The sequence below is a fragment of the Dyella japonica DSM 16301 genome, from assembly GCF_001010355.1.
Taxonomy (GTDB): Bacteria; Pseudomonadota; Gammaproteobacteria; order Xanthomonadales; family Rhodanobacteraceae; genus Dyella; species Dyella japonica.
The window spans coordinates 43,391-64,775 of sequence record NZ_JPLA01000043.1 but is presented as its reverse complement, the minus strand read 5'-3'; the positions used below and the strand labels follow the sequence as shown (position 1 = coordinate 64,775).

At 65.7% G+C, this 21,385-nt stretch carries 18 protein-coding genes; 9 read left to right on the top strand and 9 right to left on the bottom strand.

Features of this window, described 5'->3' with window-relative positions; translation table 11 throughout:
* The first annotated feature begins 43 nt into the window (after nucleotides 1-43).
* The 6 genes from cysD (at nucleotide 44) to Y882_RS14890 (ending at nucleotide 7,333) form a co-directional block, all read left to right on the top strand.
* Nucleotides 44-946, top strand: a complete 903-nt coding sequence (gene cysD / locus Y882_RS14915; protein ID WP_046972740.1) for a sulfate adenylyltransferase subunit CysD — start codon at nucleotides 44-46, stop codon at nucleotides 944-946.
* The gene (gene cysN / locus Y882_RS14910; protein ID WP_046972739.1) at nucleotides 946-2,829 is read left to right on the top strand and encodes a sulfate adenylyltransferase subunit CysN; all 1,884 of its coding nucleotides are present in this window, start codon (nucleotides 946-948) and stop codon (nucleotides 2,827-2,829) included. The genes cysD and cysN overlap by 1 nt, the downstream gene beginning before the upstream one ends.
* A gap of 197 nt (nucleotides 2,830-3,026) precedes the next feature.
* The gene (gene gcvT / locus Y882_RS14905) at nucleotides 3,027-4,127 is read left to right on the top strand and encodes a glycine cleavage system aminomethyltransferase GcvT (RefSeq protein ID WP_046972738.1); all 1,101 of its coding nucleotides are present in this window, start codon (nucleotides 3,027-3,029) and stop codon (nucleotides 4,125-4,127) included.
* A gap of 104 nt (nucleotides 4,128-4,231) precedes the next feature.
* The gene (gcvH, locus tag Y882_RS14900; protein ID WP_046972737.1) at nucleotides 4,232-4,627 is read left to right on the top strand and encodes a glycine cleavage system protein GcvH; all 396 of its coding nucleotides are present in this window, start codon (nucleotides 4,232-4,234) and stop codon (nucleotides 4,625-4,627) included.
* Between the two features lie 624 nt (nucleotides 4,628-5,251).
* On the top strand, nucleotides 5,252-5,827 hold the full coding sequence (gene metJ / locus Y882_RS20890) for a met regulon transcriptional regulator MetJ (RefSeq protein WP_082121135.1): 576 nt from the start codon (nucleotides 5,252-5,254) through the stop codon (nucleotides 5,825-5,827).
* A 462-nt stretch (nucleotides 5,828-6,289) separates the two neighbouring features.
* The gene (locus tag Y882_RS14890) at nucleotides 6,290-7,333 is read left to right on the top strand and encodes an energy transducer TonB (RefSeq protein ID WP_046972735.1); all 1,044 of its coding nucleotides are present in this window, start codon (nucleotides 6,290-6,292) and stop codon (nucleotides 7,331-7,333) included.
* Nucleotides 7,334-7,415: 82 nt separating this feature from the next.
* On the opposite strand, the gene Y882_RS14885 is transcribed toward Y882_RS14890, so the two are convergent.
* Both Y882_RS14885 and Y882_RS14880 read right to left on the bottom strand, forming a co-directional pair.
* Nucleotides 7,416-8,717 carry a serine hydrolase domain-containing protein gene (locus tag Y882_RS14885; protein ID WP_046972734.1) on the bottom strand — a complete coding sequence of 434 codons (1,302 nt, stop codon included), beginning with the start codon at nucleotides 8,715-8,717 and terminating at the stop codon, nucleotides 7,416-7,418.
* 146 nt (nucleotides 8,718-8,863) lie between these two features.
* A complete protein-coding gene (locus Y882_RS14880) occupies nucleotides 8,864-10,465 on the bottom strand; it encodes a GMC family oxidoreductase (RefSeq protein ID WP_046972733.1) in 1,602 nt (533 codons plus the stop codon).
* 74 nt (nucleotides 10,466-10,539) lie between these two features.
* On the opposite strand from Y882_RS14880, the gene Y882_RS14875 reads away from it, so the two are divergent.
* Complete coding sequence (locus Y882_RS14875; RefSeq protein ID WP_425479471.1) at nucleotides 10,540-11,856, top strand: NTP/NDP exchange transporter; 1,317 nt, start codon at nucleotides 10,540-10,542, stop codon at nucleotides 11,854-11,856.
* 7 nt (nucleotides 11,857-11,863) lie between these two features.
* Here Y882_RS14875 and Y882_RS14870 read toward each other — a convergent pair whose 3' ends face one another.
* The 3 genes from Y882_RS14870 to mtgA all read right to left on the bottom strand — a co-directional run bounded on the left by Y882_RS14870 (nucleotide 11,864) and on the right by mtgA (nucleotide 14,143).
* Entirely contained in the window at nucleotides 11,864-12,292 is a 429-nt protein-coding gene (locus tag Y882_RS14870; protein WP_046972732.1) for a CBS domain-containing protein, read from the bottom strand.
* A gap of 105 nt (nucleotides 12,293-12,397) precedes the next feature.
* Nucleotides 12,398-13,336, bottom strand: coding sequence for a glycosyltransferase family 2 protein (locus Y882_RS14865; RefSeq protein ID WP_046972731.1), 939 nt, complete (start codon nucleotides 13,334-13,336; stop codon nucleotides 12,398-12,400).
* Nucleotides 13,337-13,402: 66 nt separating this feature from the next.
* Nucleotides 13,403-14,143 (bottom strand): monofunctional biosynthetic peptidoglycan transglycosylase, encoded by a 741-nt coding sequence (gene mtgA / locus Y882_RS14860; RefSeq protein WP_046972730.1) that lies wholly within the window; start codon nucleotides 14,141-14,143, stop codon nucleotides 13,403-13,405.
* A gap of 131 nt (nucleotides 14,144-14,274) precedes the next feature.
* On the opposite strand from mtgA, the gene hslO reads away from it, so the two are divergent.
* Nucleotides 14,275-15,174 (top strand): Hsp33 family molecular chaperone HslO, encoded by a 900-nt coding sequence (gene hslO / locus Y882_RS14855; protein ID WP_046972729.1) that lies wholly within the window; start codon nucleotides 14,275-14,277, stop codon nucleotides 15,172-15,174.
* A 125-nt stretch (nucleotides 15,175-15,299) separates the two neighbouring features.
* On the opposite strand, the gene Y882_RS14850 is transcribed toward hslO, so the two are convergent.
* Nucleotides 15,300-18,197: a bifunctional diguanylate cyclase/phosphodiesterase gene (locus tag Y882_RS14850; RefSeq protein WP_046972728.1), complete on the bottom strand. Its 2,898-nt coding sequence runs from the start codon at nucleotides 18,195-18,197 to the stop codon at nucleotides 15,300-15,302.
* A 263-nt stretch (nucleotides 18,198-18,460) separates the two neighbouring features.
* On the opposite strand from Y882_RS14850, the gene Y882_RS14845 reads away from it, so the two are divergent.
* On the top strand, nucleotides 18,461-19,375 hold the full coding sequence (locus Y882_RS14845; protein ID WP_046972727.1) for a hypothetical protein: 915 nt from the start codon (nucleotides 18,461-18,463) through the stop codon (nucleotides 19,373-19,375).
* A gap of 82 nt (nucleotides 19,376-19,457) precedes the next feature.
* On the opposite strand, the gene Y882_RS14840 is transcribed toward Y882_RS14845, so the two are convergent.
* From Y882_RS14840 to Y882_RS14830, 3 genes are read right to left on the bottom strand one after another with little or no spacing between them, the layout of a single operon-like run.
* Nucleotides 19,458-20,360 carry a DUF4097 family beta strand repeat-containing protein gene (locus Y882_RS14840; protein ID WP_046972726.1) on the bottom strand — a complete coding sequence of 301 codons (903 nt, stop codon included), beginning with the start codon at nucleotides 20,358-20,360 and terminating at the stop codon, nucleotides 19,458-19,460.
* Between the two features lie 19 nt (nucleotides 20,361-20,379).
* Nucleotides 20,380-20,826 carry a hypothetical protein gene (locus tag Y882_RS14835; RefSeq protein WP_046972725.1) on the bottom strand — a complete coding sequence of 149 codons (447 nt, stop codon included), beginning with the start codon at nucleotides 20,824-20,826 and terminating at the stop codon, nucleotides 20,380-20,382.
* A complete protein-coding gene (locus Y882_RS14830) occupies nucleotides 20,823-21,374 on the bottom strand; it encodes an RNA polymerase sigma factor (protein WP_046972724.1) in 552 nt (183 codons plus the stop codon). Before Y882_RS14830 ends, Y882_RS14835 begins: the two co-directional genes overlap by 4 nt.
* Nucleotides 21,375-21,385 lie beyond the last annotated feature (11 nt).

The window sequence follows — 21,385 nt, the reverse complement described above, 5'->3', positions numbered from 1 at the left end:
CGCCCTCAGGCGCTATCGGACCCAGGAAACAGTGACGCCACGCATGCCTTCCATGTCCCATCTGGACGCCCTCGAAGCCGAGAGCATCCATATCTTTCGCGAAACGGCAGCCGCTTTCGAGCGCCCCGTGATGTTGTATTCGATCGGCAAGGACTCTTCCGTCCTGCTGCATCTGCTGCGCAAGGCGTTCTATCCGGCCCCGCCGCCGATGCCCCTGCTGCATGTGGATACGACCTGGAAGTTCCGCGAGATGATCGCCTTCCGCGACCAGGTCGCCGCCGCGGGTGACGTGCAGGTGCTGGTGCACATCAACCAGGACGGCGTGCGCCAGGGCATTTCGCCGCTCATCCATGGCTCGGCGGTGCATACCGACGTGATGAAGACGGTCGCGCTCAAGCAGGCGCTGGATCAGTACGGCTTCGATGCCGCCATTGGCGGCGCGCGTCGCGACGAGGAGAAATCCCGCGCCAAGGAGCGCGTGTTCTCCTTCCGCAATGCGCAGCATCACTGGGACCCCAAGCATCAGCGTCCCGAGCTGTGGCACACCTTCAACACCCGCATCCACAAGGGCGAGAGCGTGCGCGTGTTCCCGCTGTCCAACTGGACCGAGATGGACGTGTGGCACTACATCCGCCGCGAGGATATTCCGGTGGTGCCGCTGTATTTCGCCAAGCCGCGGCCGGTGGTGGCGCGTGACGGCGCGCTGATCATGGTCGATGACGAGCGCTTCACCCTGCGCGATGGCGAAGAGGTGGAGTTGCGCGAGGTGCGCTTCCGCACGCTGGGCTGCTATCCGTTGACCGGCGCGGTGGAGTCCACGGCCGAAACGCTGGACCAGATCATCGAGGAGATGGCCGCCTCCCGCACCTCCGAGCGCCAGGGCCGGGTGATCGACAACGACGGCAGCGCCTCGATGGAACGCAAGAAGCAGGAGGGGTATTTCTGATGGCTACGCTGGACGCCACCCCGACGCTCGCGCAAGAGACCAACCTGCTGCGCTTCATCACCTGCGGCAGCGTCGACGACGGCAAGAGCACCTTGCTCGGCCGGCTGCTCTACGACGCCGGCATGGTGCCGGACGACCAGCTCGCCGCGCTCGCCCGCGACAGCCGCAAGCTGCATGCCGAGGCTGCCGACGCGCTGGATTTCTCCCTGCTCACCGACGGCCTCGACGCCGAGCGCCAGCAGGGCATCACCATCGATGTGGCCTACCGCTACTTCCACACGCCGCGTCGCAGCTTCATCGTGGCGGACTGCCCCGGGCACGAGCAGTACACCCGCAACATGGCCACCGGCGCCTCCAACGCGCAGCTGGCGGTGGTGCTGGTCGACGCGCGCAAGGGCCTGCTGCCGCAGACGCGCCGCCATAGCTATATCTGTGCCCTGATGGGCATCCGCCAGGTGGTGCTGGCGGTGAACAAGATGGACCTGGTCGATTGCCGCGAAGACATCTACGCCGCCATCGCCCATGAGTACCGCGAGCTCGCCGCGCAGCTGGGCATCACCAGCGTGCATTGCCTGCCGGTGGTGGCGCCGGGCGGCGACAATGTCGGTCATCGCTCGACGCGCATGGCCTGGTATCAGGGACCCAGCCTGCTCGAGCTGCTGGAGTCGGCCGACACCACCGCCACGCAGGCGCAGGACTTCCGCATGCCGGTGCAGTGGGTCAATCGCCCCGATGCATCATTCCGCGGTTACGCCGGTACGGTCTGCGGTGGTCGCGTCGCCGTGGGTACGGAGATCGTGGTGCAGCCGGCCATGCGCCGGGCACGCGTGGAACGCATCGTCACGGCCGACGGCGATCTGCCCGAAGCCGTGGCCGGCCAGGCGGTGACGCTGACGTTCGACCGCGAGGTCGACGTGAGCCGCGGCGATGTGATCGCTGACGCCGCGTGCCCCGCGCCGGTGGCCGACCAGTTCGCTGCCCACGTGCTGTGGATGGGCGACGAATCGCTGCTGCCCAACCGTGCCTATTGGCTGAAGATCGGCTCGCGCACGGTCAATGCGCGGATCACCTCGATCAAGCACAAAGTGGACGTCAACACCCAGGCCGAACTGGCCGCCCGCCGCCTTGAGCTCAACGAAGTTGGCTACTGCAACATCGACCTGGACCACGCCATCGCATTCGAGTCCTACCAGGACAACCGCACCCTGGGCAGCTTCATCCTGATCGACCGCACCACCAACGCCACGGTGGCCTGCGGCATGCTGGACTTCGCGCTGCGCCGCGCCTCCAACGTGCACTGGCAGCACACCGACCTGAACCAGGAAGCGCGCAGCGTCAGCAAGGGACAGCAGGCGCGCTGCCTGTGGTTCACCGGCTTGTCCGGCGCGGGCAAGTCGACCGTGGCCAACCTGGTCGAGCGCCGCCTGCATGCGCTCGGTTACCACACCTATATGTTGGACGGCGACAACCTGCGCCATGGCCTCAACAAGGACCTGGGCTTCACCGCCGAGGCGCGCGTCGAAAACGTGCGCCGCGTCGCCGAGGTCGCCCATCTGATGGTCGATGCGGGCCTGATCGTGCTGGTCTGCGTCATCTCGCCGTTCCAGAGCGAGCGCCGCTTCGCGCGCAGCCTGTTCGGCGAGGGTGAATTCCTCGAGGTGTTCGTCGACACCACGCTGGAGGAATGCGAGCGCCGCGATCCCAAGGGGCTTTATCGCAAGGCGCGTGCCGGCGAGATCTTCAACTTCACCGGCATCGACTCGCCTTACGAGGCCCCGGAACACGCCGAGCTGCATCTGCTCACGGCCGGGCTGCGGGCCGAGCAGCTGGCGGAGCAGGTGGTGGAACAGTTGCTCGCCGGGCAAGGTCACGCGCCACGCTGAGCCAGCGGCGAGCTCTCAAGCTCGTCATTCCGGCCTGCGCCGGAATGACGGGTAGGCAAGGTCGCAGTCCTTTTTGCTGGCGACCCGCCCGCATGCTGCGTCGCAAGATGTCCAGCGATACGCCCCCGCACGGCGCTCGGCTTGGAATGTATCCATGCGCCCGGCGATAATGTTTCTTTCCCCAGAGCACGACTGCGATGACCGACAAGACCGTACTCAATGACACCCATCGTGCGCTGGGCGCACGCATGGTCGATTTCGGCGGCTGGGACATGCCGATCAACTACGGCTCGCAGATCGAGGAACACCACGTCGTGCGCCGTGACGCCGGCATGTTCGACGTCTCCCACATGACCGTGGTGGACCTGCACGGCGCACGCACGCGCGAGTTCCTGCGCCACCTGCTGGCCAACAGCGTGGACAAGCTGAAGGTGCAGGGCAAGGCGCTGTACTCCTGCATGCTCAACGAGCAGGGCGGCGTGATCGACGACCTGATCGTTTACTTCCTGGGCGAGGAGTTCTTCCGCCTGGTGGTGAACGCCGCCACCCGTGAGAAGGACCTGGCGTGGATCACCCAGCAGGCCAAGGCGTTCGACGTCGAGGTCAAGGAGCGCCCGGACTACGCCATGATCGCCGTGCAGGGTCCCAACGCCCGCGCCAAAGTGATCGGCCTGCTGGCCGAGGTGGATCACGAGCGCATGAAGAAGCTCGGCAAGTTCGCCGCAGCTGCCGCGCAGGGTCCGCATGGCATGCCGTTGTTCGTGGCCCGTACCGGCTATACCGGTGAAGACGGTTTCGAAATCATCGTGCCGCAGGAACACGCCGTGGCGCTGTGGCAGGCGCTCGCCGCCGCCGGCGTCGCGCCGGCCGGCCTGGGTGCGCGCGATACGCTGCGCCTGGAAGCCGGCATGAACCTTTATGGCCAGGATATGGACGACACGGTGTCGCCGTGGGAAGCGAACCTCGGCTGGACCATCGCCCTGGACGAAGGGCGCGACTTTATCGGCCGCAACGCGCTCGAAGCGCAGAAGGCGGCAGGTGTAAAGCGCGTGATGGTCGGCCTCGTGCTCGACGACAAAGGTGTGCTGCGTCACGGTCAGCCCGTGCTCACCGCCAACGGCGCCGGCGAGATCCTCTCCGGCAGTTTTGCGCCGACCCTCAACAAGGCGGTGGCGTTTGCGCGCATTCCGGTCGGCGAGCCGGGCGACGTGCGCGTGGATATCCGCGGCCGCGAAGTGCCGGTACGCATCGTGAAATACCCCTTCGTGCGCGACGGCCAGCCCTGCGAAGGCATCTGACTTCAGGCCTCAACGCAACACGGGCGCAGCCCGTGTTGCCCATCGGGTGAAGCGGCTAGAATTGGCGCTCCACCCACGACCCATACCAACGACTGGATCCGATCATGAGCGAGATTCCCGGCGATCTGAAATTCCTCAAGTCCCACGAATGGGCCCGCGTCGAAGACGACGGCCTGGTGCGCGTGGGTATCTCCGACCACGCCCAGGGCCAGCTCGGTGACCTGGTGTACGTCGAGCTGCCGGAGATCGGCGCGAGCGTGCAGGCCGGTCACGGCGTTGCCGTGGTCGAGTCGGTCAAGGCCGCTTCGGACATCTACAGCCCGGTCTCCGGCGAGATCGTGGCGGTCAACGAAGAGCTCAACGACAAGCCCGAAACCATCAACGAAGACGCCTTCGGCAACGGCTGGATCTTCCTGGTCCGCGCCAGCGATCGCGGCGAGCTGGACGAGCTGCTCGACGCCGACGCCTACGCCGAACTGGTCGAAAACGAAGACCACTGAGTCCTCGCGTTCGATGCTGCACCCGATGCCGGCCGCCACAAGCGGCCGGCTTCTTTTTGAGTTGAAGGATCGGTTTTTTCGACACGCGAAGAACCGATTCGGAGGGCCTCGGACGCATCGATTTTTACGTTGAAGTTATCGCCGTCCATGCCGATAGAAGTCCAACGCGGCGATCCGGGCAGCCGGGGTCGCGTCGCGACTCGACCCGCTTCGACGCCTCCGGGCATCCCCGAGGTGGTCCGAAATGACCCTTCGGGCCGGTCCCCGAAAAAATAAATTCAGTCGTGTTTCGTTCATCAAAGGAGGCCTGCCCGGGAGCCCTCCGGCATGTCGTTGATGTGTCTCGACTTGTGAGACGCACCGCTGTCAGGCGCCCGCGTATGGAAAAGACAAAATGGCTTGTTTTAAGCGGTTTTGTTGCTATTGAGGTAATCGAAACGGCATTAACATCTGGATGTATGGACGTCCAAATGAAAATGCCTCCAAACCCCTGTAAGGCCTTGTATGGCGGGGGTTTGGGCCCTCCCGGGGGTGGGTGAAACGGGATGATTTCATGGTTAAAATCAATTGACAGCTGAAATCTTCAGGAATAGCTTTCGCATCGGAACACGGAGAACGGGTGCCATGGCAACATCGAAATTCATCAAGCCTTATGTCGATCATGGAGAGAAGGCCGGCGCAGTACGCAAGATCACGGTCTCGATTCCATTGCACGTCCTGAGGCCCTTGTCTGACGAACGCACCCGTCGTCAGGTGAACAATCTTCGGCACGCCACGAACAGCGATCTGCTGGTTGAGGCGTTCCTGCACGCTTTTACTGGGCAACCACTGCCAACTGATGAGGAGCTGAGACGAACTATGGCCACTGCCAAGAAAGCCACTGCAAAGAAGCCGGCCGCCAAGAAGGCGGTCAAGAAGGCCGCTGCTAAGCGTGCCGTCAAGAAGGCCGCCGTGAAGCGCGCGGTCAAGAAGGCCGCCGTGAAGCGTGCGGTCAAGAAGGCCGTTGTGAAGGCTGCCGTGAAGCGTGCGGTCAAGAAGGCCGTCGCTAAGAAGGTTGTCAAGAAGGCCGTAGCCAAGAAGGTTGTAAAGAAGGCTGCTGCCAAGCGCGTCGCCAAGAAGGCTGCCGCTGCCAAGGTCGTCAAGGCGACCAAGGCTGCGAAGGCCCCCAAGGCTGCCAAGGCCCCCAAGGCCAAGAAGTAAGCTTCAAGCTTTACTCTTAATAACAAGCAAGAACGACTTTTCTCCCCGCGGTGCCCAGCGCGGGGAGAGTCCTTCGAAAGAGCGACTCGTCCCGGCCCTTGCCGGGACGCTTCGTTTCCGGGGTACGAAAACTCTGTAGGAGCGCACTTGTGCGCGACCGGAGGCACGGCTCCATCGGGTTGTCGCGCACAAGTGCGCTCCTACAAGAGAGAGGGAGCCTCGCCTTGGGTGCAATCTTGGGTAGGAAAATTTCCTAGCGGCGACGGTCAGGCGTCAGCGACGCCCGAGCCAGCCCGATACGACGCGATGTGCGGCTAGTCGCCGACACGACGACCGATTTGCCGTAGTGCTGCATTACGGTTACCTTTCACACATCCGCGCCGCGGTGGCCTGGGGAGGCTGCCGCTCCTGGATTCACAGGGGGAAAAAGCGCGGGTATCTGATGCCACTCGGTGAGAGATCATGGATACCCGAAACAAACGTCATGCGCGTAGCTACGCGCGTGGGGCCATTCGGCCCGCTGCCATTGCCATTGTTGCTGTCGTTGCCGTGCTTGCCGCAGCTTCATGGTTCCTCATCATCAAACCGCACCAGGACCTGGTCGACGCCGACGTCGGTGCGCATCCGTCCACGCCGGTGAAGGCGGGCGCCGAAGCACCGCCGCCACCGGTCAACGTGGCCGCCATGAGCATGAACCAGCTGCTCTCCGAAGCCCGCAAGGCGGTCAACGAGCAGCGCCTGCTGGCACCGGCCGGCAACAACGCGTTCGAGTTCTATCTGAAGGTGCTGGAGAAGCAGCCTGGCAACCAGGTGGCCACCGACGCGCTGCGCGAAACCTTTCCGGTGGGCGCCAGCGTGGCCGAACAGGCCATCAACCAGCGCGACTTCAACGAAGCCCAGCGGCAGATCGACCTGCTGACCAAGGCCGACCCGGCGAACTACACGCTGACCATCCTGCGCTCCAAGCTCGATGCCCAGCGCAAGCTGCTCGATCGCGAGCAGCAGCTGGCTTCGGACAAGGAGAAGCAACAGCAGCTGGCCACGCAGAAGGCTGCCACCGACAAGGCCGATGCCGATCGCCTTGCCGCGGAAGCCCAGCAGAAGGCGCTGGCCGACCAGCGAGCGGCACAGGCGCGCGCAGCGCAGCAGCAACAGGCGGCGGAAGCCGCTCGCCAGCAGCAGACCTCGCCCACGACCGCCGGCGCCGGCAACACCGCGTCGGCGAGCGCCGGCGGTACGCATCCGGCGGTGCTCTTGCGCAACGTGCCACCGCGCTATCCGACCACGGCTGTTCGCGCGAACCAGGAAGGCTGGGTGGAAGTGGCCTTCACCATCACGCCGGAAGGCACGGTGGACGACGTGAAGGTGGTGGATGCCGAGCCGCGTCACGTGTTTGATCGCGCGGCCACCGAGGCGGTGAGTCGCTGGAAGTTCGCGCCGGCCACTCAGGACGGCAGTCCGGTGCCGTCGCAGGACAAGCGCCGCATCGTGTTCAAGCTCAACTGACGGACGGGCCGCACTCGCGGCCCGCACCCGGCAAGGCAAAGCGCCGCATGGAAACATGCGGCGCTTTTTTGTGGGCCGGTGACTAGCGCTCGCTGCCCTTTGCGGTGGCCGCGCTCCTGCTCTTCCTGCGCGTCTTGCCCTTGGCCGTGTTGGCGGCCGGCGCGTCGCTTTCGATGCCCGCCCAGTCCACATGCGGAAGACCGAGCAGGCTGTCGAACACCATCGGCAGCAGGCCGGCGGGCAGGGGGTCGGCAGAGTTCCACATCATCACCAGGCCGACATGCTGCTTGGGCAGGAAGCCGATCATGGTGCGATAGCCTTCGACAGCGCCGGCGTGGAAGATCATCGTTTCGCCTTCGTAGTCGAATACGCGCCATCCCAGCGCGTAGGAGGCATCCTCCAGCCGCGCGCGGCGCCAGGGCGCCGAGTGCATCTCCACCGGCGTGGACACTTCCGGCGCGTGCAGCGTGTTGAGCAGCGAGGCCGGCAGTACATCAGGGCGCCCGCCCATCTGCGCGATCAGCCACTGCTCCATGTCCTTCAGGCTCGCATTGACGCCCGCCGCAGGGGCCACGCGGTAATAGGCATCCTTGGGTTCGAACGGAATCCAGCCATTGCTGCCGGGACGATGCGGTCGCGCCCAGCTCTTGCTGGCTTCCAGTGCCTCGCGACCGTAGCTCGCCGTCTTCATGCCCAGCGGGAAGAAGATGTTCTTGTCGACCTGGCGGGTGAAGAAGTCGCCGGTCTGCGCATAGACCACGTCGCCGATCAGGCTGAAGGCGATGTTTTGATAGCCATAGCATTGACCCACGTCGCAGGTAAGCGAGACCTCGTCGAGCCGGCGCACCAGCTCTTCGTAGGGCACGTTGTCCTCGAGCATGCTGTCGTAAGTGTTCTTGGGCAGGCCCAGGCGCTGGCCGAGAATGTCGCGCACCGTCGCCTGCTGCGCGGCGCTGTCGCTCTTGAGCCGGAAGAACGGCAGCACGTTGACCAGCTTGGTATCCCAGGACAGCTTGCCATCGCCCACCAGCACGCCCGTGAGGGCCGTGGCGAAGGCCTTCGATAGCGAGGCCAGCCGGAACACCGTCTCGGGCGTCACCGGCTCGCGCGTGGCGGCGTTGGCGTAGCCGATGGTGTCCTCGAACACGACTTTGTTGTCGGCCACCACCGCGGTCGCCAGACCCGCCACCACGTTGCGCTGATCCACACGTCCCAGCCACTGCTGATAAGCGCTCAGCGTGTCCTTCATGCGATCGGCCGGCACGCCCGCGGAAGACGCAGCAACCGTGCCGTCGTTCGCCGGCGTCGCCGCCTGTGCGGCGGGCAGGGCGCCAGCGCATCCCAGGGCGGCGGCAATAAGCAGTGGAAGCGTGCGTAACGTCATGCTGTTCGAATGAATTGGGCGTCGCGGTGACGCGGGTCGAAAGACAGCTCGGAGCGAGCTGGGCCTGGAGCCAGGTCGATCCATGACGGCCGCCGGAGAGTAACGCAGGAAACCCGGGAAATCCTCTGCCCATACGGCTGATGGATCTACTGGGACAACACCGCCGCCTGCTTGGTTTCATTCAGGATCAGCGCGCTGGCCCGCTCGGCGATCATGATCACCGGCGCATTGGTGTTGCCGCTGGGCAGGCTGGGCATCGCCGACGCGTCGACCACGCGCAGGCCCTGCACGCCGCGTACACGCAGTTTGCTGTCCAGCGGCGCATCGCTGTCGCTGCCCATGCGGCAGGTTCCCACCGGGTGATAAATCGTCTCCGCCTTGCGCCGGATGAAGTCGGCGTATTCGGCATCGCTGGCGATCGCCCGTTCGGGAAACACCGGTGCCCCGCGAAACGCGTTGAAGGCCTGCTGGGAGAGGATCTCGCGCGACAGGCGGGCGCCCTCGATCATGCGCTCAAGATCGTGCCCCTCGGCGTCGCCCAGATAGTTGGCGTGGATGGCGATGGGCTCGGCAGGATTGGCCGAGCGCAGGCGCAGTACGCCATGGCTGCGTGGATGCAGGTAGCAGGCATGCACCGTGTAACCGTAGCCGGGCAGGCGATGGCGGCCGTGGTCGTCGAGCAGCGCCGGCACGAAGTGGAACTGCAGGTCGCAGCGTTCATCCGTGGCGAGCCGGCTGCGCACGAAGCCGCCGGCCTCGGCGATGTTCGACGTACCCGGCCCCTCGCGATGACGCAGGAAGCGCCAGCCCGCCGCCAGTTCGTTGAGATGGTCGTAGGTGATCTTCTGGGTGCTGCCGTCGAGCGTGCAGATGTCCAGGTGGTCCTGCAGGTTCGCGCCCACGCCGGGCTGATCGACCTGCACGGCAAGGCCGTGTTCGCGCAGATGATCGGCCGGGCCGATGCCCGAAAGCATCAACAGCTGCGGCGTGTTCACCGCGCCGCCGGCAAGGATCACTTCGCCACCTTCAATCAGGGTGTCACTGCCCTGCAGCTGCACGCCCACCGCGCGCCCCTGGGCGAGCACCACGCGCGCCACCAGCGCGCCGGTACGCACCTCGAGATTCGGGCGCTCTCTGGCGGGCCGCAGATAAGCCGCCGCGGCGGAGCAGCGTGCGCCGTGGCGCTGGGTCACCTGATACAGGCCAAAACCATCCTGGCTTGGGCCGTTGAAATCGTCGTTGCGCGCATAGCCGGCGCTCACGGCGCTGTCGACGAAGACCTCGGACAACGGGTTGCGATAGCGCAGGTCGCTGACGCCGAGCGGGCCGTCGCTGCCGTGCAGCCGGCTCGCGCCGCGCGTGTTGTCTTCGCTGCGCAGGAACCACGGCAGGACCTGCTCCCATGACCAGCGCGCATCATCGGTGGCTTGCGCCCAGCGGTCGTAGTCGCCGGGCACGCCGCGGACATAGCACATGGCATTGATCGAACTGGAGCCGCCCAACGTCTTGCCGCGCGGCCACCACAGCGTGCGGCTCTGCAGCTGTGCCTGCGGTTCGGTGCGGTAGTTCCAGTTCAGGCGCCGGTTGTTGGCCAGGCGCGCGATGCCGGCCGGCATGTGGATCAGCGGATGCCAGTCGGAGGGTCCGGCTTCGAGCAGCAGCACGCGCTTGTCGCCGTTCGCGCTCAAGCGATTTGCCAGCACGCAACCGGCCGAGCCTGCGCCGACGATGATGATGTCGTATGTCATCCCGATCCCCCGGTCCTTGTCGGTGTTCGCTAGACCGCATGCTAGTCTGTGACGGACCCCCGCTGGAAACGCCGGTGCATACCCCCCGACCTGCCGCAGCGAACGAAGGCCTCGCGTCGATCCTCTCGGCAGTGGCGTTCTTCTTCGTGATGACGGCTTACTACATCATCCGGCCGGTGCGCGACCAGCTCAGCGGCGCCGTCGGTTCCCAATCGCTGCCCCTGTTCTACGCCAGCACCTTCGGCGTGATGCTCCTGCTGACGCCGGTGTTCGGTGCGCTGGTCTCGCATTTTTCGCGCAAGCGTCTGCTCGGCTGGAGCTACAGCTTCTTCGTCGCCTGCCTGCTGGCCTTCGTGCCGGCCTTCATGGCGCAGGATCGTATCGGCGCGCGCACGCTGGGCGTGGGCTTCTTCATCTGGGTCAGCGTGTTCAACCTGTTCGTGGTGTCGCTGTTCTGGAGCTTCATGGCGGACATCTTCAAGAGCGTGCAGGCACGTCGCGTGTTTCCGTTGATCGCGCTGGGCGGCATGGCCGGTGCGATCTTCGGGCCGCTGGTGACCAAGCTGCTGGTGCAGGTCATCGGCGTGGCCTCGCTGCTGGTGGTGTCGGCGGTGGCGTTGATCATTGCGATGGCCCTGCTGGTGATGCTGTCGTCGCGACACGATTGCCGCGCCGAGGCGCGCAACGAGGAACCCATCGGCGGTTCGCTGTGGGCCGGCATCAAGGAATTGTGGACGCGCCCGTTCCTGCGCTACATGGCGGTGCTGATGGTGCTGGGCGATGGCATCGGCACGCTGGCCTATGCGTTGATGGCCGATTACACCAAGGCGCATCTGCCGGACCGGGTGGCGCGCACCTCGTTCTACAACGACCTGGATCTCTACGCGAACCTGCTTGGCGCCGTGCTGCAGCTCACGCTGACGCGCTGGCTGCTGGTGCGCAAGGGAGCCGGGCCGGGCCTGGTGCTGCCGTCGCTGGTGAACTTCGTGCTGCTGGTGCTGCTGGTGATCGTGGGCATCGGCAACGTCAACCTGTTCGGTGTCATGGTGCCGATGCTCTCGATCATGCTGGTCGGTTCGCGCGGCTTCGCCTATGGCATGACCAAGCCGGCGGTCGACGCGCTGTACACCCGGGTGCCGCGCGAGACGCGCTACAAGGGCAAGAACTTCGTGGAGACCGCCATCTGGCGTTTCGGCGATGTGCTGGTCACCAGTGGCGTGAGCGTGCTGGGCACGCTGGGCATGGCGGCGACCGGCATGGCCGGCCTTGGTGCGGGCGTGGCGGTGGTGGCCACCTGGGTGGCCGCGCGCGCCGGTCATTCACCCGACCTGCTGCCGGAGCAGCGGGCCGGTGACGAGGCGGCGTCGCAAGCCGAAACCGCCAAAGCCTGAGCGATGCTCAGCTGGTGATGTAACGCTGCAGTTGTTCGATCTGTTCGGCCTGGGCGTCGATCACTTCCTTGACCAGGTCGCCGATGGAAATCACCCCCACGACGCGTTCGCCGGTCACCACGGGCAGGTGACGGATGCGGCTGTCCGTGCACAGGCGCATGCAGTCGAACACGTCGGTATCCGGCCCCACCGTCAGCGGCGGGCTGCTCATGATCTCCGACACCGCAGTCTGTGCGGAGGAGCGACCCTGCAGGATCACCTTACGGGCGTAGTCACGTTCGGAGACGATGCCTACCAGCCGATCCTCACGCATGACGAGCAGCGCGCCGACGCGGCGCTCGGCCATGTGCTTGATCGCATCGAGGACGGGCGCGTCCGGCGCAATGCTGAAAATGTCGGTGCCCTTGCCTTCCAGCAAATGCTTGACTTGTCGCATGCTTGAACCTCCCAGGAGGCCGCCGATCGGCCGCATGCAGGGAGTCTAGCGCCGCCGCGTGGACGTGGTGTTGGCCCGACGTGAAGCGCGCACGCGAACGCGCCCTCAGGGCTTGGGGTGCGCGTTGTGACGCTCTTCGATGAAGTACAGCGGACGCTGTTTGCTCTCGGCGTAGTTGCGCCCCAGGTACTCGCCGATCACGCCCAGCGCGAGCAACTGCACGCCGCCCATGAACAGGATCACCACCATCAGCGACGGGTAGCCGCGCACCGGATCGCCAAACAGCAAGGCCTTGCCGAACACCCACAGGCCGAACAGGAAGGCGAGCAGCGATGCCAGCACGCCCGTCCAGGTGGCCAGCCGCAAGGGTGCGGTGGAGAACGAAGTGAAACCTTCGATGGCCAGCTGCAGCAGGCGCCAGTAATTCCATTTGGTGGCGCCACCCTGGCGAGGCTCGCGCAGGTAATGGACGGCCGTCTGCCGGTAGCCGATCCAGGTGAACAGCCCCTTCATGAAGCGCTGGCGTTCGCGCAGCTGGCGCAGCGCGTCCAGCGCGCGGCGCGACAGCAGGCGGAAATCGCCGGTGTCGCGCGGCACTTGGATATCGGAAACCCGCTCCATGCTGCGGTAGAACAAAGCCGAGGTGAATCGCTTGAGGCCGGTTTCGCCCTGGCGCGTGTTGCGCGTGGCATAGACCACGTCGAAACCCTCGCGCCAACGCTCCACGAGCGAAGGAATCAGCTCCGGCGGGTCCTGCAGGTCGGCGTCGATCACGATGGCGGCATCGGCATCCACATGGTCCAGGCCGGCGGTCAGTGCCGCCTCCTTGCCGAAGTTGCGCGAGAGTTTGATCGCGCCGATGCGGGCATCGCCGGCGGCCAGGGTGTTGATGAGCTGCCAAGTTGCGTCGGTGCTGCCGTCGTCGACGTAAAGCACGTCGCAGGAGAGCAGCAGTTCGTCCAACACGCGGCTCAGGCGGGCGTGGAAGCTCGGCAGCACCGCCGCCTCGTTATAGGCCGGCACGACAACGGTTAGGCGTGACATGGCAGGCGCGATGATTCCCCGGAGAGTGGGCGCATGCTAGTGCACTGTCTGGGCGTGGGGCGAGCCTCAGCGTCGCCGCGTCTCGCGCGGGGCCTGTCGGCTCAGCAGGTAACCCGGGCCGCCCAGTTGCCCCATCTGCTGCTGGATCCAGTTCGCTCGGCTTTGCACATAGGCCGTGGGGCGATCCGCGTGGAAGCGGCGAGGGCTGGGCAGCACCGCGGCGAGGCGGGCCGCCTGTGCCGCGCCAAGGCGTGCCGGGGCCATATGGAAGTACGCATCGCTGGCCGCACCCACGCCGTAGATGCCATCGCCCAGCTCGGCGATGTTCATGTACACCTCCAGGATGCGCTGCTTGGGCCAGGTCAGTTCGATCAGCACGGTGAAATACGCTTCCAGCCCCTTGCGGACGAAACTGCGTCCGTTCCACAGGAACAGGTTCTTGGCGGTCTGCTGGCTGATCGTGCTGGCTCCGCGCAGGCGACGCCCTTCGTCGGCGGCATCGACGGCGGTCTGGATGGAATCGAAATCGAAGCCATGGTGGTAGGGGAACTTCTGGTCCTCGCCGGCCACCATGGCTAGTGGTACATACGGCGACACCTGGCTCCAGGGCACCCAGCGGTGCTGCAGGTGGAAATCCTTCTCGCCGTGGATGAGCGCGCCCAGCTGGCGCTCCATCATCACCGCCGAGGTCCAGGGCGGCACGAAGCGCAGCACCAGGACTACCAGCCAGCTCAGCGCCAGCCAGGAGATCGCAAGCAGCATCAGGGTGCGGAGCAGACGGGCGGCGAACGGGCGTCGTGGATTCATGGCGGCGCTTGGACGGAATTGGCGGCAGTATAGGAGGCGCCAGCCCCTTCCCTGACAGCTTGTACCGAAGGTCGTTGTGCCTCGATGCAGGCGCCCCCATCTAGGGGGATTGCTCTTGAGAGGTCGATCCCGTGGAAACCGTGCTAGTCGAAGATGTACTGCATCGCTTCATGCTTGAGCGCGCCGGCGTGCGCGGCGTGCTCGTCCGTCTCGGCCCGGCCTGGCGCGAAGTTGCCGGCCGCGCCCACTATCCCGCCGTGCTGCGCTCCGTGCTCGGCCAGACCCTGGCCGCCAGCGCGCTGCTGACCGGCAACATCAAGCTCGATGGCGCGCTCTCGGTGGAATTGAAGAGCAGCGGTCCGCTGCGCCTGCTGTTTGCCGAGTGCACCGACCACGGCCGCCTGCGCGGCCTGGCGCGCTGGAACGATCCGCTGCCCGAAACGCTGGATCTGGCAGCGATGCCGGACGCCATCATGGCCATCACCATCGGCAATGCCGAGCGGGGCCAGCGCTACCAGGGCCTGGTCGACCTGCAGCATCCGGAGCTGGCCTCGGCGCTGGAGAATTATTTCAGCCAGTCCGAGCAGTTGCCGGCACGCATCGTGCTGGCGGCCGATGGCGAGCACGCGGTGGGCATGATGCTGCAGAAGCTGCCTGACGAAGGCGGCCACGACGCGGTGGAAGACGAAGACGCCTGGACGCGCATCCAGCACCTGACCGCCACGTTGGGCCAGCAGGAGCTGCTGGCTACGCCGCCGGAGCAGCTGCTGTATCGCCTCTACCACGAGGAATCCGTGCGCCTGTTCGACCCGCGCCCGCTGGCCTTCGGCTGCAGCTGCACGCGCGAGCGCGTGGAAGCGGTGCTGCGCTCGCTGGGCCGCGACGAAGTGGAAGCGGCGCTGGAAGCGCGCGAAGGCGAAATCGAGGTGATCTGCGAGTTCTGCGCGCAGCGCTACACCTTCGACCGCGTGGATGCGGAGCATCTGCTGAGCGTGACGCCGGCGGCGAGCGCGCCGCATACGGCGCAGTAAACCCGCTCGATCTTGGGGAAGGCCGGCCACCGCAAGGTGCCGGCCTTTTCTCTGCCCGTCATTCCCGCCTGCGCCGGAATGACGGGTAGGTGGAATCGAGGGAGTGAAGGAAGTAGCGCTACACCCTACGGCAACGCGAAATGATGCTCACGCTGCAGCCACACCTCGGCCATCTTCGGCGTGGCGAACAGAAACCCCTGACCGAAGCGGCAGCCGATGCGCAGCAGGGCCTCGCGCTGGTCCTCTTCCTCGATGCCTTCGGCGATCACCTGCATCTGCAGCGAATTGGCCAGCGCTTGGATGGCGCGCACCACGGCGGCGCCGTGGCCGCCTTCGCGCGGCAGTTCGACGATAAAGGAGCGGTCGATCTTCAGCGTCTCGATCGGGTACTGATGCAGGTAACTCAGCGACGAGTAGCCCGTGCCGAAATCATCCAGCGCGATGCTCACGCCATGACCGCGCAGGTTGTCGAGCATGCGCTTCACCTGGACCGCGTTCTCCAGCAGCGCGCGCTCGGTCACCTCCACGCGCAGGCAGCGCGGCGGCAGGTGATGCGACTCGATCAGGTCGAGCAGGCGCTTGTCCAGGTCCAGCGAACGGAAGTGGCGACCGGAGACGTTGATGCTGACGAAGCCATCGCTGCCGGCCAGCGCCTCGGCCTGGGCGCAGACCTGCTCGAAGATCTGCCAGTCGATGGCTTCCGAGCAGCCGCTTTCTTCGGCCACGGCGAGGAAATCGCCCGGCGTGAGCAGGCCGCGATCCGGATGGCGCCAGCGCAGCAAGGCTTCGTAGCCCACGGTGCGGCCCGTCTGCAGCGCCACGATGGGCTGGTAGAACGGCACGAATTCATTGCGGCTCAGCGCGCGGCGCAGGTCGCCTTCCATTTCCAGCAGCGACAAGGCTTCGCGACGCAGTCGATCATCGAACACCGCGGCGCGATGGCGACCTTCGTCCTTGGCCCGATACATCGCCGCGTCGGCGTCGCGCAGCAATTCTTCCGGACGCTGGTAATGCGGGCTGGGCAGGGCGATGCCGATCGAGGCCGAGGTGAAGATTTCCTTCGCGCCGAGGCGGAAGGGCGTCTGCAACTCGTCGATGATGCGCTCGGCGATCAGCATCGCCATCTTCGGATCGGTGATGCCTTCAGCCAGCACGGCAAATTCGTCGCCGCCCAGGCGCGCCACCACGTCGCGTGTCTTCAGGCAGGCGCGGATGCGGCCGCCCACCTGGAACAACAGATCGTCGCCGACCAGATGGCCGACGGAATCGTTGATGACCTTGAAGCGGTCCAGGTCGATGAACAGCACCGCGAACAGTTCCTGCGTATCGCCGTGATAGCGCTGCAGCGCCTGCTCGAGACGCTGCAGCAGCAGGGTGCGATTGGGCAGGCCGGTCAGCGAATCGTGCAGGGTTTCGTACTTGAGGCGGCGCTCCACGCGCTCGCGTTCGGCAATCTGTTCGCGCAGGTCGCGGTTGGCCAGGGCGAGGGCGCGGGTGCGTTCGGTGACGCGGCGTTCCAGGCTGGCATAGGCCTGCTTCAGCGATTCGGTGGTGTGCTTGCGTTGCAGCGCGTTGGCGACGTGATAGCCCACGAAGGTGAGCAGCTCCTGGTCGCGCACGTCGTAGGTGTGCTCCGGCGAATAGCTCTGCACGGCCAGCACGCCCATGGCGCGGTCGCCCCAGACCAGGGGCACGCCCAGCCAGCACACCGAACGCGAACCACGATGGGTGATTTCACCGCTCTGCTGCAGGCGATCGAATTCCGCCGGATCGGCCAGCAGAGGCTTGGCGTGGCGCAGCACGAATTCGGTCACGCCGCGGCCATGCGCGCGCGGCAGGCGCACGGTGTCGAACTCGTCGACCGAGTAGGGAAAGCTGAGGGTCTTCTGCTCTTCGTCCAGCAACGCGATATAGAAGTTGCGCGCGTAGAGCAGGCCGCCGATCACGCGATGGACGGCGGCATAGAAATTGTCGATGCTTTCGGAGGCATTGGCCAGCTCCGCGATGCGGAACAGCGCCGCCTGCAGGCGCTCGCCGCGCTGGCGTTGCAGCACCTGCTGGCGCAGCACGCGGTTGGCTTCGCGCAATGCGGCCGTGCGGCTGGAGACGCGGCGCTCGAGTTCTTCGTGCGCCTCGCGCCGTTCCAGTGCGGTCTGCACGTGCTTGGCGACGTAGCTGAGCAGTTCGCGGTCGTGCTCGCTGTAATGGGTGTCCTCGCGATAGCTCTGCATCACGATGCCACCGACCACGCGACCGTCGCGCAACAGCGGCACGCCGAGCCAGTGCTCGCACACCGGGCCCAGCAGCACGAAGCGTCCCTTGAACTGTTCGGTCAGCTCGGCCACCGAACCCATGATCGCCTGGCCGCCCTGCAGCAGATTCCAGGTGAGGCTGTAACGCATCTCCTGCAGCGGCACCGATTCGTCGGGCGAGGGCGGTTCCTTGTCCATCGTGTCGACGTAGTACGGGAAGCGCACCGTATCGGTGGCGGCGTCGTACAGGGCGATGTAGAAATTTTCCGCGTACATCAGGCTGCCGAGGATGGCGTGCAGCGAGTGCATCATCTCGGTCATGTTGTGCTCGGCGCCCGCCTGGTCGGCAATGGCGTAGAGCGCACGCTGCAGGCGCTCGGCGAGCGCGAGGCGCGAAATCGCTTCGTACAGTCGCGAGGTTTCCGCCAGCTGGCGCAGGCGGCAGGCCACCAGTCGGCCGATCCACGCGAGGTTCTCTCTCATCGGGTCCGAGATCGAACCCGTGGGCAGGGCCAGCACCAGTGAACGCAGGCCTTGCGGATCCTCCGCCAGATCAAGCTGGGTGATCTGTTCGTTCGGCGGTTCCGTGTCGCCCAGCAGGCGCCAATGCAGGCGGCCTTCGATGCCCAGATCGCGCAGCATGACTTCGCAGATTTCCGCCACGCTCGCAGCATCAGCCGCGCGGAAGAGTCTCTCCACCGCGGCATGCATGGCTGCGACAGCGCTGTCCGCAGGCCATGAGGGCATTGTGCTGGAAGGGACCGATGTCATCAGTCGTAGGGCGATTCCGGGCATTGTCGACAGGAGAGGACTATATATCGCCTCCATTCAGCTTTGTCGCCGGGTCTGTGAACCGGGAACCTATTGGGTTCCCGGATGTCAAAAATTTGTGAGTCGGGCCATACGGACTTGGTTCACAAACTGGGAATCTGGGTGTTAGCAAAAAGTAAAATGTGGTATCGTTAGGCCTAACTCGTCTCTGGGAGGGGGCGAATCCGTTCCTGCCTATCTGTATCGCGGGGGTTTCGCGTTTCATGCGTCGTCTGTTCTTGTCATTGCCACTGCTGTTGATGCCGCTGATCGCGGCAGGACAGACTGCGGCCAATGATTCGTACAGCGCGGCCGGTCGCCTGCTCTCGCAGACGCCGGATCAGACCTCCCAGGCCGCCAACGGCGTGCCGCTGTGGCGCGGCTCCGATGGCCGCTGGCTGGCGCTGCAGTCGAGCAGCGATACGCTGGGTTCGGCCCAGCTCGCCGATACGCCGCTGCAGTTCCGCGCGGTGGATTCGGCCGTCGTGCAGTCCAACGAATTCCGTTATGGCATCGCTCCCAACGTGCAGGCGCACGTGGGCGTGAGCGAGCACAATTGGGCGAACAACCAGGCGCCGCGCATCATCGGCAGCGAAGTGGGCGCCACGTATAACGACGGTCGCTACACGGTGGGCCTGAGCGTGGGCACCGACAACGTGCAGGGCGCCGCCACGCTGCCGCGCCTGCTTCCCGGCGCCTTGCCGGGCGTGAACGGCCTCTCCGGTTTCGACAGCAGCACCCAGCTCAATGCGCGTGGCCGCTTCGCCCTGGACGGCAAGAGCGGCATCGATCTGGGCGCCAGCGTGGGCCGCGTCCGTCTGCTGCCGGGCAATGTGCTGGGCGTGAATGCCCTCGACCAGAAAGCGGTGAGCTTTGGCGTCGATCGCGGTCCGCTGAGCGGCAGCATCGTGGGTCGTACCATGGCGCCGGAAGCGGGTGTGCCCGGCGGCGCCGGCTACAACCCGGATCGTCGCTGGAACAGCATCGACCTGGGCGTGACCTGGCGTCTGCCGTGGCAGGGCCAGTTGAGCATCGGCGCGCAGAATCTGTGGTCGTCGGGCAACGCCATCAATACGCCGGCAGGCCCGGAACCGGACCAGTCGCGCACGCCGTACGTGCAATACCACCAGGATCTCTGATTCACGCCGTCGACCATCGGTTGAGCGTGAACAAAAAAACGCCGGGCTTGCCCGGCGTTTTTTGTTGCCTGCCTGTCGAAGCTCAATCCTGCCGGCGGATGCGCAGGTCGCCGCTGAAGGTTTCGACATTCATCTTGGCGCCGCCGGCGCCGGCCGTGGCCTCCAGCTCGCTGCCCGGACCGTGTTCGGGCTTCTTCACCGTGCCAAAGTCGCTGCGCAGGTCGCCGCTGAAGGTGGAGGCCTTGATGATCGCCGACAGATTGGACGGCACCTGGATCTGCACGTCGCCGCTCATGCTGTCGACGTCGTAGCTGCCATTCGGCGCCACGCCGCCGGCCAGCTGCACATCGCCCGAGACCGTGCTCAGGTTGAGCCTGCGCCAGGGACCGCCGCTGACATGGATGCGACCGGAGACGGTCTGCAGGTTGGCCTCGGCGCCCACGTTCGGCGCGAGGATGTCGCCGCTCACCGTCTGCAGCGCCACCTTCTCCGCGCTGCCGGCCAGCTCCAGGCTGCCGCTCACGGCGTCGGCCTCGACGCTGGGCGAACGGGCATTGATGCGCGCCTTGCCGCTGACCGTGTTGACCTTGATGCTGCCGCCGTCGATGCCGTCGATATTCATCGGCGCGCTGACCACGTCGACGTCGAGTGAGGCGCCCTTGGGTACGCGCACGTCCAGCGTGGTGGCGCCCATCGAGCTGTCGCTGCCCCAGCTAAACAGCCCGGACTTGCCCTGCGACTCGACCTTGATGCTCAGGTTGCTGTTGCTGCCTTCGATGGCCAGCGGCTTGGCGCCGTCGCCGAGGCGGCCGGTGACCTGCACCTGGTTGCGATCCCAGGCGCTGACCGTCACCGCGCCCTTGACGTTGCTGATGCTCACATGCGCGTTGGGCAACGCGTCGTGGCTGAGGTTGATGGGCGTGTCGGCCAGGGCCTGGCCGATCGACAGGCTGAGCAGGAGTGGGATGACGCGTGCGGTTTTCATGGTGAAGGCTCCGCTGGACTCAACCAGCCTGGTGTTCCATCTGTCGCAGCTGCGACTGTTGTTTCTGGGTACGCATCAGCAGTCGCTGCAGCGCCGGTGAGTCGGGCGCCTGTTCGATGGCCTGGCGCAGTTCCATGTTGGCGGCATCCAGTTCCACCGCCGCGCCGGCAAGGCGCGGATCGTTCGGGCGCCAGCGGCTCACATCCGGCGTGCTGGCGGCCGTGGCATTGGCCAGCGTGCGATCGCGCAGGTGCACCGCCAGGCTGCCGGCAAACAGCGACACGCCGATGAAGCTGGCGGCGATCAGCCAGTTGTGCGGCTGGCGCCATGCGCGTCGTACGGTGGGCACGACCGTGCTGGTATCGGCTGCATCGAGTGCAGCGTCGATCCCGGACCACAGGTCGCGGCGTGGCGTAACCGGTTCGCGCAGGGCGCGGGTCTGGCGCAGCCATTCAAATTCGTTCATGAGCGTTCTCCCAAAACTTTCCGCAGTAGGCCGCGGGCGCGATGCAATTGCGCCTTGGACGAACCCACTGCCATGCCGAGTTCGGCACCGATCTCCTCGTGTCGCCAACCTTCCACGTCGTGCAGCACCAGCACCGCGCGCGCCCGTGGCGGCAGTTTGCCGATCGCACGTTCCAGTTCGTCGCGTTCGGCGGCGCAGAACGGCGTTTCACCGTGATCGGGGATGAGTTCCTCGTCCATCATGGTGACCGGGTCCGAGCCGCGCGACCTGATATCCATCAACGCGACATTCACCGCCAGGCGATACAGCCAGGTACTGAACGCACTGTCGCCGCGAAAGCCGGACAGCTTCTGCCAGGCGCGGATGAAGGCTTCCTGGGTGAGATCCTCCGCGCGGGCATGGTCGTAGCCGGCCAGGCGAAGAATGGCGCCGTAGATGCGGTCCACGTGCGCCCGATAGAGCCGCTGGAAAGCCGCGCGATCGCCACTCGCCGCCGCCTGGACGTCGTCCATGTCATGAGGCTCCGCGGCGGGCGCTGGCGGCGGCATGGTGGTTCCGG

Coding starts and splice junctions, on each gene's coding strand:
- cysD (WP_046972740.1), top strand. CDS start 44: ATGCCTTCCATGTCCCATCTGGACGCCCTCGAAGCCGAGAGCATCCAT.
- cysN (WP_046972739.1), top strand. CDS start 946: ATGGCTACGCTGGACGCCACCCCGACGCTCGCGCAAGAGACCAACCTG.
- gcvT (WP_046972738.1), top strand. CDS start 3,027: ATGACCGACAAGACCGTACTCAATGACACCCATCGTGCGCTGGGCGCA.
- gcvH (WP_046972737.1), top strand. CDS start 4,232: ATGAGCGAGATTCCCGGCGATCTGAAATTCCTCAAGTCCCACGAATGG.
- metJ (WP_082121135.1), top strand. CDS start 5,252: ATGGCAACATCGAAATTCATCAAGCCTTATGTCGATCATGGAGAGAAG.
- Y882_RS14890 (WP_046972735.1), top strand. CDS start 6,290: ATGGATACCCGAAACAAACGTCATGCGCGTAGCTACGCGCGTGGGGCC.
- Y882_RS14885 (WP_046972734.1), bottom strand. CDS start 8,717: ATGACGTTACGCACGCTTCCACTGCTTATTGCCGCCGCCCTGGGATGC.
- Y882_RS14880 (WP_046972733.1), bottom strand. CDS start 10,465: ATGACATACGACATCATCATCGTCGGCGCAGGCTCGGCCGGTTGCGTG.
- Y882_RS14870 (WP_046972732.1), bottom strand. CDS start 12,292: ATGCGACAAGTCAAGCATTTGCTGGAAGGCAAGGGCACCGACATTTTC.
- Y882_RS14865 (WP_046972731.1), bottom strand. CDS start 13,336: ATGTCACGCCTAACCGTTGTCGTGCCGGCCTATAACGAGGCGGCGGTG.
- mtgA (WP_046972730.1), bottom strand. CDS start 14,143: ATGAATCCACGACGCCCGTTCGCCGCCCGTCTGCTCCGCACCCTGATG.
- Y882_RS14850 (WP_046972728.1), bottom strand. CDS start 18,197: ATGACATCGGTCCCTTCCAGCACAATGCCCTCATGGCCTGCGGACAGC.
- Y882_RS14845 (WP_046972727.1), top strand. CDS start 18,461: ATGCGTCGTCTGTTCTTGTCATTGCCACTGCTGTTGATGCCGCTGATC.
- Y882_RS14840 (WP_046972726.1), bottom strand. CDS start 20,360: ATGAAAACCGCACGCGTCATCCCACTCCTGCTCAGCCTGTCGATCGGC.
- Y882_RS14835 (WP_046972725.1), bottom strand. CDS start 20,826: ATGAACGAATTTGAATGGCTGCGCCAGACCCGCGCCCTGCGCGAACCG.
- Y882_RS14830 (WP_046972724.1), bottom strand. CDS start 21,374: ATGCCGCCGCCAGCGCCCGCCGCGGAGCCTCATGACATGGACGACGTC.